This window comes from Vulcanimicrobium alpinum, assembly GCF_027923555.1.
Taxonomy (GTDB): Bacteria; Vulcanimicrobiota; Vulcanimicrobiia; order Vulcanimicrobiales; family Vulcanimicrobiaceae; genus Vulcanimicrobium; species Vulcanimicrobium alpinum.
On sequence record NZ_AP025523.1, the window covers coordinates 116,716 to 132,069 of the forward strand.

Below are 15,354 nucleotides of genomic sequence, written 5' to 3' on the forward strand. Positions count from 1 at the left end.
GAACGAACGCTACGATCGCACCGCGGCGGTGCCGCTGACCAGCCGCGTGTGCGACCACTTCTCGTACGGCTGTACCCGGCGGAACAGCGAGACGACGCCGACGACGAAGAACAGGCTCGCGACGAAGGAGCAGTACCGCCCGAGCGCCTGTCCGAAGCCGACGCGCAGCGCCCGGTTCGTCCCCACCACGCGCAGGTCGCAGATCATCATCCCGAAGGTCTGCCCGACCAGCGCGACCAGCACGATCGCATACGCCCACAGGGCGGCCCACAGCAGCATCTCGCTCGCGTTGAAGGAAATCGACGGATGCCCGGGTGACGCCGCGGCCGCCGTCGCGATCGCCTTCACGAACGGCGGGACGTCCGGATCGGCTTGCAATTCCTTGACGACGGATCCCGGGGCGATCGTCGCCTGCACGATCCGGCCCGCCGTCGGCACGATCAGCTGGAGCAGAAGGAGGTCGATCCCGAACGCCGCGAAGCGCCGCCAGAAACCGGCGTAGCGCGCCTCGCGGGCTCCGTCGAACGCGAGCGGCGTCGCGGCGTTGACGGCGAAGCGTTCCGACCACCGTTGGTAGAGGGGATCGCGCGCGAACCGGTAGAGCGCCGCGATGCGGTTCGTGGCGTACGGCGTCGAGGCGGTCCACTCCGCGAGGCGCAGCGACGGTTCGGCGTTGAGTTCCTTGAGCTGCTCGGCGAATGCCGAGAGATCCATCTTGCGGCCGACGGGGTGGAACGTCGAAACGGCGATCGCGCGCATCGCCGCGTCGAGCGAGGCGCAGCACAGCAGGCCGACGCGGTCGGCGGTGTAGTCGATCTTTCGCAGTCACGCGCCGAAGGCGACCGAGATGACGCCGTTCTCGCGGCCGTTGGAACTGAGCAGCGAGGTGAGGCGCGTGTGTCCCGACGCGATGTGGCCGAGCTCGCGTCCGATCAAGAAGCGCCTCGTCGTCGCGAAAGTGGTCGACGAACTGCGCGGAGATCACGATCGCGTACGGATCGCCGATCCCGATCGCGACGACCGGGACGAACGGGTCGTCGCGCACGAAGACGTGCGGCGTCGGCATCCGCAGCATCCGCGCGCACTCGTCGACGATCGCGTGCACGTGCGCGAACTGGCCGGCGTGCACGCGCAGGCCGCCTCCCAGCAGCCGGCCGCGCGCGAACGCGACGTAGATCATCGCGACGATCAGCAGCAGCGCCAATTCCTGCCAGCTTACCTGATGCTGCAGGATCCAGCCTAGGATCACGACGGTGAGCGGCAGCGAGAGCAGCGTCCACACGAAGACGCTCGTCTCGCCGCGTACGCGCAGCGATTCCGATCCCCGAAACGGTGTCGGCACCGCCTCGTCCACCAGCCCTCCGCTACTTCAAACTGAATCCTGACGGATGCGCTTGGCGCTCGTAGGCGAACTTTCCGTCTTTGATCCGGTAGAAGTAGCAGTTCGGGTCGAAGGCGTCGCCGTAGGGCCCGAAGGTATACGACCCGGTGATCGTGTCGTAGGGGCCGCCGGTGCCGATCGCGCGCACCAGCGTGAGCCGGTTCGTCGCATTGGCGCGCCGCTGCGCGAGCTGGATCAGCTGAACGGCGGCGTAGCCGTACGCCGCGACCGGCGTGAGCGCGCCGTGCCGGGCCTGGTAGTCGGTGACGTACCGCTGCGCCGTCGGCGCCATCGGATAGTACGGGACGTTCGACGAAACGACCATCTCGTCGGCGGCTTTTGCATACTGGCGGACCGTTTGCGCGTCGAAGAAGCCTTGCGAGCCGACGAACCGTCCCGCATAGCCCCTCGCGCGCAGCGCGGGAAGCAGATCGCCCATGTCGGCGACGTTGCCGGCAAAGACGACGCAGTCGGGCGAGGCCGCTAGCACGTCGCCCGCGGCCTTCGCGAAATCCGGCTTGTCGAGCGAACACGTCGTCGAACCGGCGGCGAGGTGGAGCGCGCCGGCCCGCCGGACGAACGCCTGCGCGACGCTGGGCCCGTAGTCGGCGTCCTGGGTCACGACGTGGGGCGCCTTCGCGCCGGTTTTCACCGCGTAGTCGGCGAGCAGGTTCCCTTCGGACGAATCTTTGGTCGGGAGGCGAAAGACGTTGCGGTAGCCGCGCGCGGTGAGACGGTCGTCGGTGACGGTCGGGACGACGAGCGCGATCTGCGCGTTCGCGTAGTTCTGCAGCGCGGTCAGCGTCGCGCCGGCGCTCAAGTGCCCGATCACCGCCATCGTGTCGGGGTTGCCGAGCGCGAACTGGCTCTGCACCATCGCGTCCGCCGCGGTGTTGTGATCGTCATACGTGTCGACGAGGAGCGCGCGGTCGAACGACGAGCGCTGATCGTTCGCGTAGTCGACGGCGGCGCGCACGCCGGCGACGAGCTGCTGCCCGAACGCGCGGTCTTCGCCGCTCTGCGGGCACACCACCGCGAGCCGCAAGGTCGCGGTGAACGGCTGGATCTGCGCGACCTGCGTCGCACCCGCCGCGCTCCCGAGCGCGCCGAGAAACGCCGAACGGATCATCGCGCGACGACGTACGATGCGAGCGTCGTGCCGAGGAACGCGACCGAGAACGCCATATTGGTGAGAAAAACGCGATCGTTCAGCACGAAGACGTCCTGGGCGAGCGTGATGAGCCGGTCTTCATACAGCGTAACTCCCGCGGCGAGCAGGACGCCGGCATAGTAGAGCCAGCCGGCGCCGGCGAGGACCCCGGCCGCGAGCAGCGCGAGGGTCATCGTCACGTGGAGAACGATCGGCCAGAGCCGCGCGTTGCGCTCGCCGAAGCGCGCGGGAAACGAGCGCACGCCCAGCCGCACGTCCCAATCGAGGTCCATCAGCGCGTAGAGGATGTCGAAGCCGGCGACCCACACCGTGACCGCCAAAAAGAGCAGCAGCGCGGGAACCGTCACGGTTCCCGCGACGGCGATGTAGGCGCCAAGCGGGGCAAAGCCGTCGACCGCGCCGAGCACGAAATGCACCAGCCACGTGAAGCGTTTGCATAGCGGGTACGCGACGACGCCGAGCGCCGCGAGCGGGAGCAGTTTCACGCACAGCGGATTGAGCATCGCCGCGCTGACGAGCAGCACCGCAAGTCCCGCTGCGATCGCCCACAGCATCACTGAGGCGGGGAGCTTGCCGCTCGCGACCGCGCGGTTCGCGGTGCGCGGCACCTGCGCGTCGATCTTGCGATCGAAGAAGCGGTTCGCCGCCATCGCGGCGGTGCGCGCGCCGGCGACCGCGAGGGTGATCCACAGCAGCTGCCACCACGTCGGCACGCCGCGCGCCGCCATCACCGCGCCGACGTAGGCGAACGGCAGCGCGAAGAGCGTGTGCTCGATGCGGATGTCGCGCAGGAAGAGGCGCAGCGCGTTCACTTGACGCGATCCGTCCGCGGCGCGACCTCGCCCGGCGCGCGCGGCGGTTCGGCGAGCAGACGCGCGAAACGCGCCGGCCCTTGCCCCGACCACGCGTCGGCGCGGCCGATGCGCATCAGGTCGCCGATCCCGTACTCCGTCCAGCGCGCGTTCACCAATTCGCGGGTTTCCGCGTCGCTGCGGATTTCGGGCGGCCAATCGCGCGCGTATCCTTCGTCGGCGCGCTTGCGGGTCGCGTCGATCCCGAGCTTGTTCCCCAGCGCGAGTTCGTACGAGCCGGCGTGATCGAGATCGTCGACCGGCCCCGGCATCACGACGAAATCGCGCGCGGGATCGACGTTGTTGAGCGCGTTCCACACCACGCCGCGCACGTCGTGCACGTCGACGTCGTGATCGACGACGACGATGCAGCGCGTGAGCATCATCATGTGGCCCAGGCCCCACAGCGCGTTCATGACTTTCTTGGCCTGACCGGGGTACGACTTGCGCACGGCGACGATGACGAGATTGTGAAATCCCCCTTCCACCGGGAGATTGTAGTCGACTATCTCCGGAACCACCATCTGCAGAAGGGGCAGGAAGATCCGCTCCGTCGCCTTGCCCAGCCAGGCGTCTTCCATCGGCGGTTTCCCGACCACCGTCGCGCCCCAGATCGCGTCGGCGCGGTGGGTGATCGCGGTGACGTGCAGGGTGGGATACAGATCGGCGGCGCTGTACACGCCGGTGTGATCGCCGAACGGGCCTTCGACGCGCAGGTCGTCGTTGTCGACGTAGCCTTCGATCACGAACTCCGCGTCCGCCGGGACGTCGAGATCGACGGAGACGGCGTTCGTCATGCGCATCGGTTTGCCGCGCAGAAACCCCGCGAACGCGAGCTCGTCGATGATCGGCGGCAGCGGCGCGGTCGCCGCGTAGGTGAGCACGGGATCGCCGATCACGACCGCGACCGGGATCCGGCGTCCCCACTTCTCGGCGTGCGCGCGGCCCTGCTTGTGGCGCTGCCAATGCATCCCCGCGGTCGTGCCGTCGTAGATCTGCACGCGGTACATCCCGACGTTGGGGCGGCGCGTCTGGGGATCGCGCGTGAACACGAGCGGCAGCGTGACGAACGGGCCGCCGTCGAGAGGCCACGTGGTGAGGACGGGGAGTTGTCTGAGGTCGGGCGGATCGATGACGACGGCCTGTGAGGGAGCTGCGCCCTTGACGCGCACCGGCATCGCGGCGCGTCCGGCGAACGCGAGATCGGCGAGGCGCGTCACCTTGGCTCCCAGCGTCGGGGGCACCGCGAGATCGATCGTGCGCCGCAGCCGCTCCTCGACCTCGCGCAGCGTGCGGGCGCCGAACGCCATCGCGGCGCGCCGTTCGCTCCCGAACTGGTTGGTCAGCACCGGGAAGCGCGAGCCGCGCACGTGGCTGAAGAGCAGGGCGGGGCCGCCGGCCTTGACGACGCGGTCGGTGATCTCCGAGATCTCGAGCCGGGGATCGACCTCGGCGTCGATCGTCGCGAGCTCGCCCGCCGCGCGCAGCGCTCGCGCGAACGCGGCCAGCGAATCGTAAGCCATCCGAACAGGTTTAGACGCCGGGAGTTATCGGTCTTGCGCCGAGCGATACGGGAATCGCCGCGTTTGCGCGAATCGGGGCGGCATGGCTCAATTCATGGCGCTGGTCAAGCGCAATTATGCCGAGTTCACCGAAGCCGATTTCGCGCCACTGCTCGAGGGCGAGGCGGAACGCGCGCGCCAGCTCTACGTGCAGGGCGTGGTGCGCGCGATGTGGGGACGCAAGGACGTCCCGGGCGCGATCATGCTGCTCGAGGCCGAGTCGCTCGACGCGGCGCGCGGCTTCGTCGACACCCTGCCCTTGCGCGCCAAGGGGATGCTCGATCTCGACATGCTCGTGCCGATCGGACCGTATCGCGGCTTCGGCCCGCGCGGTTGAGCCCTAGTCCACCTGGATGAGCGCGACCGACGCGTCGTTGGCGCCGGCGCGTTCGAGGATCGTCTCGGCGTTCGCAGCGCCGAGCAACGCCGGGTCGAACGCGACCGTGGAGGCGAGGATCGCGTCGTGACGGTGCACGCGGTGCGCGATCGACGCCCCGTCGTGCGGTGCGGCGACGCCGGCGCCCAGCGCCGCGCCGCGGCCATGCAGGCGCTCGCGTTCCGCGAACCCGCTGTCGACGATCGCGCAATGCAACTGGCCTGCGCCGACGAAATCGAGATGATCGTCGCCGGGACGGATCGCGATCAGCGCGACGACCGCGGCGAGCGCATCGTCGCGATGGTCGCGCGCGTGATGTTCGACGACCCGCTCGAGCGTCGCGATCGCGCCGGGAAGCAGGGCGCGCGAGGTGATCAGCGCGCGCACTCCGCTGCGCAGCAGGTCGGCGACGGCGATGCGGTCGTTCCCGGCGATCACCTGGCCGACGGCGACGAGATGGGTGCCGTCGCGCAGATGGACGGTTTCGGCGAAGGTCGTGCCGTGCTTGCCGTGCGGCGCGCGCGACGCCGTCGTAACCGTCACAGCACGTACGCCGTCTCGCCGATGCGTGCGAGCGGCCAGCGTCCGGAGGCGAAGAGCGCTTCGCTCAGCACGAAACGGTGCTCCGGAAGTCCCACCGCCGACGCCAGCGCGCCGCGATAGACCGCATCGGCCGCCGCGCCGGCCGCAACGCGCGCGAGCTCCTCGTCGGCGATGCGCGCGCGCGCCAGGGCGGCGACGGCATGCGCCATGAAAATCTCCAGCCCGTTGTCGACGACCGCCGACATCGCCTCGAGCAGCACGTCGGGCCCCGTCGATGCGAGCGCGCAGTCTTTGAGCATCACGACATCCCTTGCATCGGCGTCGCGGGCCGCGTTCGCGCGCGGATCGTTCGCGAGCGCGCGCGCATCCTTCCAATTCGTCACCCGCTCGACCCGCGGAGCGAGCCGCGCCGCCGCTGCGCGCTCGTCGTCGGAGAACGGAAGCCCCGCGAGCGCGAACCAGCTTCCGCGCCGGATCGCGGCGGCGTGCGCTGCGATCACGGCCGCGTCGAAGGCCATGTGCGCTACGCCGCGACCGGCGGGAGCGCGAGCGCGCGGCCGGCGATCGTGTTGATTGCGATGTCGGCAGTGTGCACGGAGGGTTCTCCTCTACAGGTCCGCATCAGCGAATTCCGAGTTTGTCCAGGTACGACGGCAGCAAGTCGATCGGATCGCCCGTCTCGTTGACCGCCAGCCCTTGCCAGGCGTAGCGCACGACGCCGTTCGCATCGATAAGGAAATCCGACGGGATCTTGTATTTCATCCCGGCGTGCAGCTGCGCGTCGGGCGCGATCTGCGCGTCGAGTTCGTCGATCGGGTAGAGCGTCACCGGAAACGGGAACGCGGCGTTCGCGATCGCCTTGCGCGCAGTTGCGGCGTCGTCGAGGACGTCGACGCCGACGAACTGCACGCGGTCGCCGTATTTGGCGAAATCGTCGCGCACGAACGGGAGCGCCATCCGGCACGGCTCGCACCACGATGCGAACAGGAAGACGTAGGCCGGCTTTCCTTGCAGCGCCGCGAACGCGAACGGCGCGCCGTCACTGCGGGCGAGCGTCAGCGCGGGCGCGTGCCTGCCGACGGCGTCGGAGAGATCGAAGACCGTCGGCGGCGCACGGTGCGCGCCGAGCAGCGTGAAGGTCGCCAAGAGCGCGAGCGTGCGAAGCGCGAGCATGGTGGAATCTCGAAACTGCGACGAACGGCCGCGCCGTTCCCGGTCGAACGCAAAAGAGCCCGCCGTGACGGCGGGCTCTCGTGTCGTCGGAGCGAGTGCTATTCGCCGCCGCTCGGACGCGGGCGCCGGCGTCGCGGCCCGCGGTCGCTGCCGCCGCCCCCGCCCGTTGGGGTGGGACTGCTTTCACGGCGCGGCGCACCGTTGCTGCGCGCGCCGTTGCCGTTCCCGGCATAGCCGCCGCCGTTGCCGCCGTCGTCCTCACCGCCGGCGTCCGCACCCAGCACGGCCTTGCGGCTGAGGTTGATGCGGCCTTGCGCGTCGATCTCGATCACCTTGACCATGATCTGATCGCCCGGCTTCACGACGTCTTCGACCCGCTCGACGCGTTGCGGCGCGAGCTGCGAGATGTGCACGAGGCCTTCCTTGCCCGGCAGAATCGCGACGAACGCACCGAAGTTCATCAGTCGCGTCACCGTGCCGAGATAGGTCTCGCCCGGCTTCACTTCTTTCGTGAGCGCTTCGACCATCTGCTTGGCCTTCTCGGCACCCGCAGCGTTCGCGCCCGCGATGAACACGCGGCCGTCGTTCTCGATGTCGATCTTCACGCCGGTGTCGGCGACGATCTTGTTGATCACCTTGCCGCCGGGGCCGATCACGTCCTTGATCTTGTCGGGACTGATCTGCACGACGATCATCCGCGGCGCGAACTCGGAGAGTTCGGTGCGCGGCTCGCTGATCGTCTCCTTGAGCTTGTCGATGATGAACAGGCGCGACTTCTTCGCTTCTTTGAGCGCTTCGCGCATGATCTCGATCGTGATCCCGGCGACCTTGATGTCCATCTGGATCGCCGTGATCCCGTCGACGGTGCCGGCGACCTTGAAGTCCATCTCGCCCAGCGCGTCTTCGAGACCCTGGATGTCGGTGAGAACCGCGTAGTCCTTGCCCTTGAGGACGAGGCCCATCGCGACGCCCGCGACGTGGCCTTTGATCGGCACGCCCGCGTCGAGCAGCGCGAGCGTCGAACCGCACACCGACGCCATCGACGACGAGCCGTTCGACTCAAGCACTTCGCTGATCAGGCGCAGCGTGTAGGGAAACTCGTCTTCGGGCGGGAGCACGGGGACCAGCGCGCGTTCCGCAAGCTGGCCGTGACCGATCTCGCGGCGGCCGGGCGAACGCATCGGGCGCGTCTCGCCGACCGAATACGGCGGGAAGTTGTAGTAGTGCATGTAGCGCTTGTTGGGGATCGCGAGGATCCCGTCCAGACGCTGTTCGTCGGAGATCGAACCGAGCGTCGCGGCGGTGAACACCTGCGTCTGTCCGCGGGTGAAGACGCCCGAACCGTGCACGCGGGGGACGTAGTGCGTCTTGCACCAGATCGGCCGGATCTCGTCGGGCTTGCGGCCGTCGGGACGAATCTTCTCGTCGACGACCATCGTGCGCAGCTCGTCCTCTTCCATCGCTTTGAGGATCTTGTCAAAGTCCTTCGACTTGGAATCCTCGACGAGCGTGCGGACGTGCGCATCGTCCTTTTTGTCGAGCTTCGCCAGCGCGGCCTCGCGCGAGAGCGCGGAGAACGCGGCGTTGCGTTCCTGCTTGTCGGTGACGCGCATCGCCTTGGCGACCTCCTTGGCGAAGTTCTTGCGCATCCACGCGTCGAGCTTCGCATCGGAGGTGAGCAGCGGATACTCGCGCTTCGCCTTGCCGGCTTTTTTCGCGAGCTGATCGATCGCCTTGACGATCTTCTTGATCTCCGCGTGCGCGTACGCGACCGCGTCGAGGAACACGTCCTCGCTGATCTCGCTCGCGCCGCCTTCGACCATCATCACCGCATCGGCGGTGCCGGCGACGACGATCTCCATCCCGCCGGTCTCGTACTGTTCGAGCGTCGGGTTGGTGATGAACGCGCCGCTTTCGTCGCGGCCGACGCGCACGGCGGCGACGTTCTTCTGGAACGGAATATCGCTGACGGCGAGCGCCGCGCCGGCGGCGCAGACGGCGATGACGTCGCTGTCGAGACCGGGATCGGTCGAGAGGACCGTCGCGATGATCTGGACGTCGTTGCGGAAGCCGTCGGGGAACAACGGACGGATGGGGCGATCGATCTGCCGCGCGGAGAGCACGCCGTGTTCGGACGGGCGTCCTTCGCGCTTGATGTAGCCGCCCGGGATCTTGCCCGCGGCGTACATCTTCTCTTCGTAATCGCAGGTGAGGGGGAAGAAGTCGATTCCCTCACGCGGTTTCTCCGACGCCGTCGCGGCGCAGAGGACGACGATCTGATCGCCGTAGCGGACGAGGGCGGAGCCGTTGGCTTGCTTCGCAAGCTCTCCCGTCTCAATGACGAGCTGACGGCCACCGATCTCGAGCGAGACGGATTCTGGCACTGATACTCCTAGATTGTCTGTTCTTGCTGTTCGCTTACGATTTTGTAGCGTACGTGGGTTCGGCGGCAGCGCGAAGGCGGCCTGGTCCACGGGAAATGCGAAAGCCCGGCCGTGGGCCGGGCTTTCGGGGTTGGTCGCTTCCGGTGCGCGTCAGCGGCGCAGGCCCAGGTCGGCGATCAGCTTGCGGTAGCGGTCGAGGTCTTTGTTCTGCAGGTACGCGAGCAGGCGACGGCGCTGACCGACCTGCATCAGCAGGCCGCGGCGGCTGTGATGATCCTTCTTGTGGACCTTCAGGTGCTCGGTGAGCTGGTTGATCGAGGCCGTGAGGGTCGCGATCTGGACGTCGGCGGAGCCCGTGTCGTTGGGGCCTTTGCCGTACTTGGCCGAGAGTTCGGCCTTCTGTTCTTTGGTCAGGGGCATCGCAGGGGGAGTCCTCGTTCAAGGATAGGCTCGCATCGTCTCCAGGGGCACGTGCCTCCGGGACGGCGACCGACGGATCGTAGCAGAGCCCGCAAGGGCCGTCAACTCGATCGCGCTCTACGCCGAGGGCGTCTCCTCGGCGAGCGCCGCCTTGAGCGCGTCGCGCAGCGTCTCGAACTCTGGCGGTGCCGAGGTGGTGCGTTCGCTTTCCATCTCGATGGCGGTGAGAATGCGGCGCGCTTCGGCCCGGTCGAGGCGAAGGTAGAGGCCCGCCGCGAGCTCGCCGTCGAGGCGTTCCAGCGCGCGTTTCGCCATATTGGCCTGGCCGAACGAATAGGCGTGGTGGCTGGCGTTGCCGAGCAGCTTCAACTCGGATTCCAGCCAGTCGCGATAATCCTTGAGCAAGGCGTCCTCCTGCGTGCGCGGAACCGGTCGGCTCGTGAACGATGTCCTTCGCCACGCCGCCGACGACGACTTCGAGCCGGTGGCGCGGGTCGGCGAGATCGCGCCGGGTTCGGCGAAAGCGTTCGTGGTCGGCGACCGCGAGATCGCCGTCTTCCACGTCGACGGCACGTACTACGCGCTCGACAATACGTGCCCGCACCAAGGCGGACCGCTCGCGGAAGGCTGGATCGAAGGCGTGCAGGTGACGTGTCCGTGGCACGCCTGGACGTTCAAACTCGCCGACGGAAAGATGACGCTGGGCGATTACGCCTGCGTCGACACGTTCGATGTCGCGATGCGCGGCGACCGCATCTGCGTGCGACGGCACGCGCGACCCTCGACGTAACGGCGCAGCGCGCGCGAGCGGCGCCGCACCGTTCAGCAGCCCGCGGGCGCGGGCGCAGTGCGCGCGCCGAGCGGGATCGAGAGCCGCAGCGTCAGCGATGACGGCGGCCCGAGGCGATCGAGGCTGGTGAGATATCGCGCATCGGCGAGGTTGTCGAGCGCGAGCGTCATCGTCGTCCCGCCGCCCGTGCGCATCGAGAGCCGGCCGCCGATCAGCATCGTCGCGCCCAGCGGCTGGCGTTCGAGGTCGTCGGCGAACGTCGGGCCGGTGTAGGCGACCTCGAGGCCGCCGGTCACTATCCCGACCGTGCGTTCGGCGTCGAGCGAGGCCGCGGCGTCGGGGACGTATGCAAGCCGCTTTCCGATCTGGGTGCGGCCGCCCGCGACCACGCGATCGTGCTGCGAGGTCGCGAACGCCCGCAGCGAGCCGCACAACGTGCGCCGCGCGTACTCAGCGGTGTACGCATCGGTCGCGGTGCGTCCGAAGTTGCGCCGCTGCTGCACGTTCGCCGCGATCGTCGCGAAGCCGATCGCGTCGGTCACGCGCGTGGCGGTGTAGTCGAGCGCGAAGCGGCCCGCGGCGTTCGCGACGTCGATCCCGATCTGCGCCGAGCGGCTGCGTTCCGGCACGAGCGCCGGATTGTTCTGCTGCAGCACTGGGCCGATTCGGAAACTGCGGATCAGTTCGTTCAGGTACGGGGCGCGCACGCCCGTGCCGAAGGCCGCGCGCAGCGACGTCGCCGGCGACGCGTCGACGCGCAGCGCGACGCGCGGCGAGAGAGCCGCCGCGTGCCGTTCGCCCAGCGCGTTCGTCGCGATCGCGTCGTAGCGCACGCCGGCGATCGCACCGATCCGTCCGTCCCACGTGCGCTGCAGCGCGAGGCCGTCGAGCCGCTGCGTCCCGCTGACGTCGCTCTGCACGGCGTTCGCTGCCGTGAGTTGATCGCTGCGCCCGGTGACGCTGCGCCGTTCGGCGACCAGCGCTAGGTCGCCGCCGCCGGCGGCGCGGCTCCAGCGCAGGCGCACGCCGGCGTCCGACGTCGGCACGTGCTGCGTGTACAGCAGCGCGCCGGGTGCGGCCGGTTTGTCGGCGAGGTTGACGACCGCGGTGCTGCGCAGGAACGCGGTGACCGAGAGCAGTGCCGCCTCGCCGCCGCTCCAAGTCGCGTACGCCTCCCGCAGCGAACGCGAGAAGCCGTCGTTGGTGCGCCCGTCGTCCTGCGCGTCGTCGCTCTCGAGCGCGCCGAGGTCGAGGCTCGCGCGGGGACCGCTGCGCCGCAAGCGGACCTGCGCGACATCGGCGTTGCTGATCGCGACGTGGTCGACCGGCGAGGCCTGCGCCGGCGGGATCACGCCGTAGCCGAGCCGCCGGGTCGCCAGCGTGATCGCGCTCGCGAAGGGTCCGATCGCGCCGGTGCTCGCGAAGGTGACGTTTTCGCGCGTGACGCCGCCGGCGGAGAGGTCGAGAAATCCGCCCGCGCGCGTGTCGGGCGCGAGGCTCGAGAGCGCGAGCACGCCCCCGATCGCGCCCGAGCCGTAGAGCGCCGAACCCGGGCCGCGCAGCAGCTCGCCGCGCGCCAGGCCGGCGGCCGGGATCGCATTCCAATCGACCTGACCGCCGAAGCCGTCCTGGGCGGGGATCCCGTCGAGCAACAGGCTTCCGCGGTCGCTCCCGGCGCCGGCGAACGAGAGCCGAAGCTGCCCGTAGTTCGTGAAGGGCGCGTTGCTCCGGTTGCGGTCGACGCCGGGGAGCGCGCGCAGGGCGCCGTCGAGCGACGGCGCCGTGGCGGCGCGCAACTGCCTGCCGTCGAGCACCGATGCGGCTTGCGGCGAGCGGTGCAGCACCTGCGGCGCCCCGCTGACCACGGTGACGGTGCCGATTGCGGTGAGCGGCGACGGGCTCGGCGAGGGCGAGGGCGACGGCGTGGGCGTCACGGCGGCCGCGATCAGCGTCGCGGCCGTTGCGAGAACAGCGATCACGATTGCGTTAGACGAGCGCTTCGCGGAGGTCGGCGACGGAGCGCGAGCCGGTGGCGAACATCGCGATCCGCAGGCCGGTGACGAGCTCGTCGATGAGCTCGGCGCAGGCGGCCTCCGAGGTCTCGGCGGCGCGGAGGAACGGGAGCGCGAGGCCGGCCAGGTCGGCGCCGAGGGCGAGGGCCTTGGCGACCTGGACGCCGTCTCGGATCCCGCCGCTTGCGACCAGCGGAGTCGACGGCAGCGCGGCGCGCAGCGCCGCGGTGGCGCGCGGCGTAGGGTGGCCCCAGTCGCCGAACGCTTCGGCGATCCGCTCGCGACGGGCGTCACCGGCCCGGCGCCCCTCGACAAGCGCCCACGATGTCCCGCCGGCGCCCGCGACGTCGATCGCCGCGGCGCCGCAGCCGACCAGCCGCGCCGCGGTCGAGGGCGCGATTCCCGAACCGACGCTCTTCACGATCACCGGAACCTCCAGCGCGGCGCAGAGCGCCGCGATCTTGGGCTCGAGCCGCCGGAAGTTCGTGTCGCCGTCGCGCTGGATCGCTTCCTGGAGCGGGTTGAGGTGCAGGTACAGTCCGTCGGCGCCGAGGTCGTCGACGAGCCGCCGCGCAGCGTCGACGGTGACGCCGTAGTTGAGCTGGACCGCGCCGAGGTTTGCGAACAGCACAACCTTCGGCGCGACGGGACGGACGTCGAAGGTGGCGCGCAGTGCGGCGTCCTCGAGCATCGCGCGGCCGCTCCCCAGCGCGAACGCGACGCCGGCGGCTTCGGCCGAGACCGCCAGACGGCGGTTGATCGAGGCGGCGCGCGGAGTCCCGCCCGTCATCGACGAGATCAGCAGCGGCGTGCGCAGCGGGTGGCCGAGGAACGTGGCGGCGACGTCGACGTCGGCGAGCGCGATCTCGGGGAGCGCTTCGTGCCGCAGGCGCACGGCGGACCAGCCGGCATCGAGCCGGGAAGCGACGTCCTCGTCGAGGCAGACGTCGAGGTGGCGCGACTTGCGCTGCTCGGTCGATTCTCCCATTCGTGGAGGCCTCCGCGCCGCAATCGCCGATCACCTTCCCGGTGGAACGCTCCCCGGCCGGATCACGCCCTTCGTACGACGGCAGCGACGGAACCGCCGGCGGAACGGCATTCGGCGACGCGCTCCGGCGGCTCGCGGCGGAGAAGGACCTCGATCTCGCTGGGCTCGCCGGCGCCGCCAGCCTCGATCTCGCGCTCGTCGAAGGCGCCGTCGGCGGGACCGCGCGCCTCGCCGTCCCGGCGCTCGCGCGGCTCGCGCGGGCGCTGCGCCTGCGTCCGATCGCGTTCCTTCAGCAGACCGGGCTCCTCGGGCTCGAGGTGTACGCGGGCGGGCTCGACCCGCTCTACTTTCTCCCGGACGGGCAGATCCGCTACGACGCGCGCATCTACATGCGGGAGATCAACCCCCGTCACGCCGTCCCCGAAGGCGACATGACCAAACGCAATCCGGTGCTCAAAGCGCTCGCCGACGATACGGTTCTCGACGCGCTCGGGAAAGTCGAGGTCGAACTCGCGTACCTCCTGCGCGCTGCCGTCCAGGCGACCGGCGGCGGACTGTAGCCTCCGCCTGCCGAGAGGGGAGCGCGGGGACGCGGTGAGAACGCCCGTTCCCCTATGGAAATCGAAGGGAAGCGCATCGCCGCGCTCGTCGGCGACGGGTTCGAAGAGTCGGAGCTGATCGAGCCGCGCCGGGCGCTCGAAGAAGCCGGCGCGGTGGTCACGATCGTTGGTGTCGACGATCGTGCGCTGCAGAAGATCCGCGGCAAGCGCGGTCTCGACGAGGGCGTCAGCGTGAAAGCCGAAGAGCTGGTCGCCGACGTGACGGCCGACGACTTCGACGCGCTGCTGATTCCCGGCGGCCAGTCGCCCGATCACATCCGCACCAGCAAAGACGTCCAGCGCTTCGTCAAAGAGTTCGACCAGGCGAAGAAGCCGATGTTCGTGATCTGCCACGGCCCGCAGGTGCTCATCTCGTCGCAAGTGGTGCGCGGCCGGACCCTCACCGGCTACGCGTCGATCGCCGACGACATCCGCAACGCCGGCGGCCTCTACCGCGATCAGCCGGTGGTGCAGGACGGCAACTGGATCACCTCGCGCAACCCGCACGACATTCCGCTCTTCAACCGCGCGATCATCGAGAAGCTCGCCGCGCAGAACGCGCCGGTCTAACGACCCCGCGATCCGCGCGCGCCGTCAGCCGGCGCCGCGCGGGTCGCGTTCGAGCGCCGTGTAGAGCCGGGCCATCCGTCCGCTCTCGCGATACGCCTTCGCACGCATCGCGAGATGCTCGAACGCCGCACCGGTGTACTCTCCGAACGCATGGCGGCGCGCGTAGACGATCGGCCGCAAATCGTCCCACCAGCCCTCGAGGTTGTCGGCGTATTCCGCGAGCACGATGCGTTCCGCGATCCCGCCGGTGATCACCAGCGTCGCCATGTGCTCGATGAAGCGCAGAAACAGCCCGATCGGAAGATAGTCGGCATCGACATCGCCCGGTTGCGTCAGCTTCTCCCGAAACACCGGATCGGCGTCGTAGCGGGCGCGCATCTCGGCGAAGATCCGGATCGCGCCGCGGGCTTCCTCGGAGTCGAGCCGCTCGGTGAGCCGCAGATACACGGCGATGTCGTTCGCATTGCGGAAGTGGCGGATCTGGATGAACGCCGCGATCGCCGCGATCGCGACGATCACCGGCGCTCGCGAGCG

General features: G+C 69.4%; 18 protein-coding genes. 5 read left to right on the top strand and 13 right to left on the bottom strand.

Translation table 11 applies throughout. The features are described 5' to 3' along the window. Nucleotides 1-9: 9 nt before the first annotated feature. Nucleotides 10-759, bottom strand: a complete 750-nt coding sequence (locus WPS_RS00555; protein ID WP_317995924.1) for an RDD family protein — start codon at nucleotides 757-759, stop codon at nucleotides 10-12. A gap of 88 nt (nucleotides 760-847) precedes the next feature. Here WPS_RS00555 and WPS_RS00560 point away from each other — a divergent pair, with 88 nt between their 5' ends. Then, nucleotides 848-1,243 (top strand): hypothetical protein, encoded by a 396-nt coding sequence (locus tag WPS_RS00560; protein ID WP_317995925.1) that lies wholly within the window; start codon nucleotides 848-850, stop codon nucleotides 1,241-1,243. Nucleotides 1,244-1,364: 121 nt separating this feature from the next. Here the strand turns inward: WPS_RS00560 and WPS_RS00565 are convergent, their stop codons facing one another. Genes WPS_RS00565 through WPS_RS00575 form a run of 3 tightly spaced genes read right to left on the bottom strand, consistent with a single transcriptional unit; the run spans nucleotide 1,365 to nucleotide 4,926 of the window. Beyond that, entirely contained in the window at nucleotides 1,365-2,510 is a 1,146-nt protein-coding gene (locus tag WPS_RS00565; protein ID WP_317995926.1) for a branched-chain amino acid ABC transporter substrate-binding protein, read from the bottom strand. After that, a complete protein-coding gene (locus WPS_RS00570) occupies nucleotides 2,507-3,364 on the bottom strand; it encodes a 4-hydroxybenzoate octaprenyltransferase (RefSeq protein ID WP_317995927.1) in 858 nt (285 codons plus the stop codon). Before WPS_RS00570 ends, WPS_RS00565 begins: the two co-directional genes overlap by 4 nt. Continuing rightward, the gene (locus tag WPS_RS00575; RefSeq protein ID WP_317995928.1) at nucleotides 3,361-4,926 is read right to left on the bottom strand and encodes a menaquinone biosynthesis decarboxylase; all 1,566 of its coding nucleotides are present in this window, start codon (nucleotides 4,924-4,926) and stop codon (nucleotides 3,361-3,363) included. The genes WPS_RS00570 and WPS_RS00575 overlap by 4 nt, the downstream gene beginning before the upstream one ends. Before the next feature lie 82 nt (nucleotides 4,927-5,008). Between WPS_RS00575 and WPS_RS00580 the strand changes: the two genes are divergently transcribed. Further along, nucleotides 5,009-5,302: a hypothetical protein gene (locus WPS_RS00580; protein ID WP_317995929.1), complete on the top strand. Its 294-nt coding sequence runs from the start codon at nucleotides 5,009-5,011 to the stop codon at nucleotides 5,300-5,302. Between the two features lie 3 nt (nucleotides 5,303-5,305). Here the strand turns inward: WPS_RS00580 and WPS_RS00585 are convergent, their stop codons facing one another. From WPS_RS00585 to WPS_RS00610, 6 genes are all read right to left on the bottom strand, one after another. Further along, nucleotides 5,306-5,884 (bottom strand): SpoIIE family protein phosphatase, encoded by a 579-nt coding sequence (locus WPS_RS00585; RefSeq protein ID WP_317995930.1) that lies wholly within the window; start codon nucleotides 5,882-5,884, stop codon nucleotides 5,306-5,308. Then, the gene (locus WPS_RS00590) at nucleotides 5,881-6,402 is read right to left on the bottom strand and encodes a hypothetical protein (RefSeq protein WP_317995931.1); all 522 of its coding nucleotides are present in this window, start codon (nucleotides 6,400-6,402) and stop codon (nucleotides 5,881-5,883) included. The genes WPS_RS00585 and WPS_RS00590 overlap by 4 nt, the downstream gene beginning before the upstream one ends. 103 nt (nucleotides 6,403-6,505) lie before the next feature. Then, nucleotides 6,506-7,057: a TlpA family protein disulfide reductase gene (locus WPS_RS00595; RefSeq protein ID WP_317995932.1), complete on the bottom strand. Its 552-nt coding sequence runs from the start codon at nucleotides 7,055-7,057 to the stop codon at nucleotides 6,506-6,508. Nucleotides 7,058-7,155: 98 nt separating this feature from the next. Continuing rightward, nucleotides 7,156-9,441: a polyribonucleotide nucleotidyltransferase gene (pnp, locus tag WPS_RS00600; protein ID WP_405054979.1), complete on the bottom strand. Its 2,286-nt coding sequence runs from the start codon at nucleotides 9,439-9,441 to the stop codon at nucleotides 7,156-7,158. Between the two features lie 150 nt (nucleotides 9,442-9,591). Further along, nucleotides 9,592-9,861, bottom strand: coding sequence for a 30S ribosomal protein S15 (gene rpsO / locus WPS_RS00605; RefSeq protein WP_317995934.1), 270 nt, complete (start codon nucleotides 9,859-9,861; stop codon nucleotides 9,592-9,594). A gap of 117 nt (nucleotides 9,862-9,978) precedes the next feature. Further along, on the bottom strand, nucleotides 9,979-10,266 hold the full coding sequence (locus WPS_RS00610) for a hypothetical protein (RefSeq protein WP_317995935.1): 288 nt from the start codon (nucleotides 10,264-10,266) through the stop codon (nucleotides 9,979-9,981). A 34-nt stretch (nucleotides 10,267-10,300) separates the two neighbouring features. Here WPS_RS00610 and WPS_RS00615 point away from each other — a divergent pair, with 34 nt between their 5' ends. After that, nucleotides 10,301-10,651: a Rieske (2Fe-2S) protein gene (locus WPS_RS00615; RefSeq protein WP_317995936.1), complete on the top strand. Its 351-nt coding sequence runs from the start codon at nucleotides 10,301-10,303 to the stop codon at nucleotides 10,649-10,651. Nucleotides 10,652-10,683: 32 nt separating this feature from the next. Here the strand turns inward: WPS_RS00615 and WPS_RS00620 are convergent, their stop codons facing one another. Both WPS_RS00620 and fni read right to left on the bottom strand, forming a co-directional pair. Beyond that, nucleotides 10,684-12,630, bottom strand: coding sequence for a TonB-dependent receptor (locus WPS_RS00620; RefSeq protein ID WP_317995937.1), 1,947 nt, complete (start codon nucleotides 12,628-12,630; stop codon nucleotides 10,684-10,686). Between the two features lie 7 nt (nucleotides 12,631-12,637). Then, nucleotides 12,638-13,651, bottom strand: coding sequence for a type 2 isopentenyl-diphosphate Delta-isomerase (fni, locus tag WPS_RS00625; protein ID WP_317995938.1), 1,014 nt, complete (start codon nucleotides 13,649-13,651; stop codon nucleotides 12,638-12,640). 41 nt (nucleotides 13,652-13,692) lie between these two features. Between fni and WPS_RS00630 the strand changes: the two genes are divergently transcribed. Together WPS_RS00630 and WPS_RS00635 are read left to right on the top strand one after the other, a co-directional pair. After that, nucleotides 13,693-14,211: a hypothetical protein gene (locus WPS_RS00630; RefSeq protein WP_317995939.1), complete on the top strand. Its 519-nt coding sequence runs from the start codon at nucleotides 13,693-13,695 to the stop codon at nucleotides 14,209-14,211. Between the two features lie 54 nt (nucleotides 14,212-14,265). Further along, complete coding sequence (locus WPS_RS00635) at nucleotides 14,266-14,820, top strand: type 1 glutamine amidotransferase domain-containing protein (protein WP_317995940.1); 555 nt, start codon at nucleotides 14,266-14,268, stop codon at nucleotides 14,818-14,820. Between the two features lie 24 nt (nucleotides 14,821-14,844). Here WPS_RS00635 and WPS_RS00640 read toward each other — a convergent pair whose 3' ends face one another. Next, nucleotides 14,845-15,339 carry a DUF4760 domain-containing protein gene (locus WPS_RS00640; RefSeq protein ID WP_317995941.1) on the bottom strand — a complete coding sequence of 165 codons (495 nt, stop codon included), beginning with the start codon at nucleotides 15,337-15,339 and terminating at the stop codon, nucleotides 14,845-14,847. Nucleotides 15,340-15,354 lie beyond the last annotated feature (15 nt).

Excerpts from the sequence above, each read along its gene's own strand:
- WPS_RS00555 (WP_317995924.1), bottom strand. The coding sequence starts at position 759 with ATGCGCGCGATCGCCGTTTCGACGTTCCACCCCGTCGGCCGCAAGATG.
- WPS_RS00560 (WP_317995925.1), top strand. The coding sequence starts at position 848 with ATGACGCCGTTCTCGCGGCCGTTGGAACTGAGCAGCGAGGTGAGGCGC.
- WPS_RS00565 (WP_317995926.1), bottom strand. The coding sequence starts at position 2,510 with ATGATCCGTTCGGCGTTTCTCGGCGCGCTCGGGAGCGCGGCGGGTGCG.
- WPS_RS00575 (WP_317995928.1), bottom strand. The coding sequence starts at position 4,926 with ATGGCTTACGATTCGCTGGCCGCGTTCGCGCGAGCGCTGCGCGCGGCG.
- WPS_RS00580 (WP_317995929.1), top strand. The coding sequence starts at position 5,009 with ATGGCTCAATTCATGGCGCTGGTCAAGCGCAATTATGCCGAGTTCACC.
- WPS_RS00590 (WP_317995931.1), bottom strand. The coding sequence starts at position 6,402 with ATGGCCTTCGACGCGGCCGTGATCGCAGCGCACGCCGCCGCGATCCGG.
- WPS_RS00595 (WP_317995932.1), bottom strand. The coding sequence starts at position 7,057 with ATGCTCGCGCTTCGCACGCTCGCGCTCTTGGCGACCTTCACGCTGCTC.
- rpsO (WP_317995934.1), bottom strand. The coding sequence starts at position 9,861 with ATGCCCCTGACCAAAGAACAGAAGGCCGAACTCTCGGCCAAGTACGGC.
- fni (WP_317995938.1), bottom strand. The coding sequence starts at position 13,651 with ATGGGAGAATCGACCGAGCAGCGCAAGTCGCGCCACCTCGACGTCTGC.
- WPS_RS00635 (WP_317995940.1), top strand. The coding sequence starts at position 14,266 with ATGGAAATCGAAGGGAAGCGCATCGCCGCGCTCGTCGGCGACGGGTTC.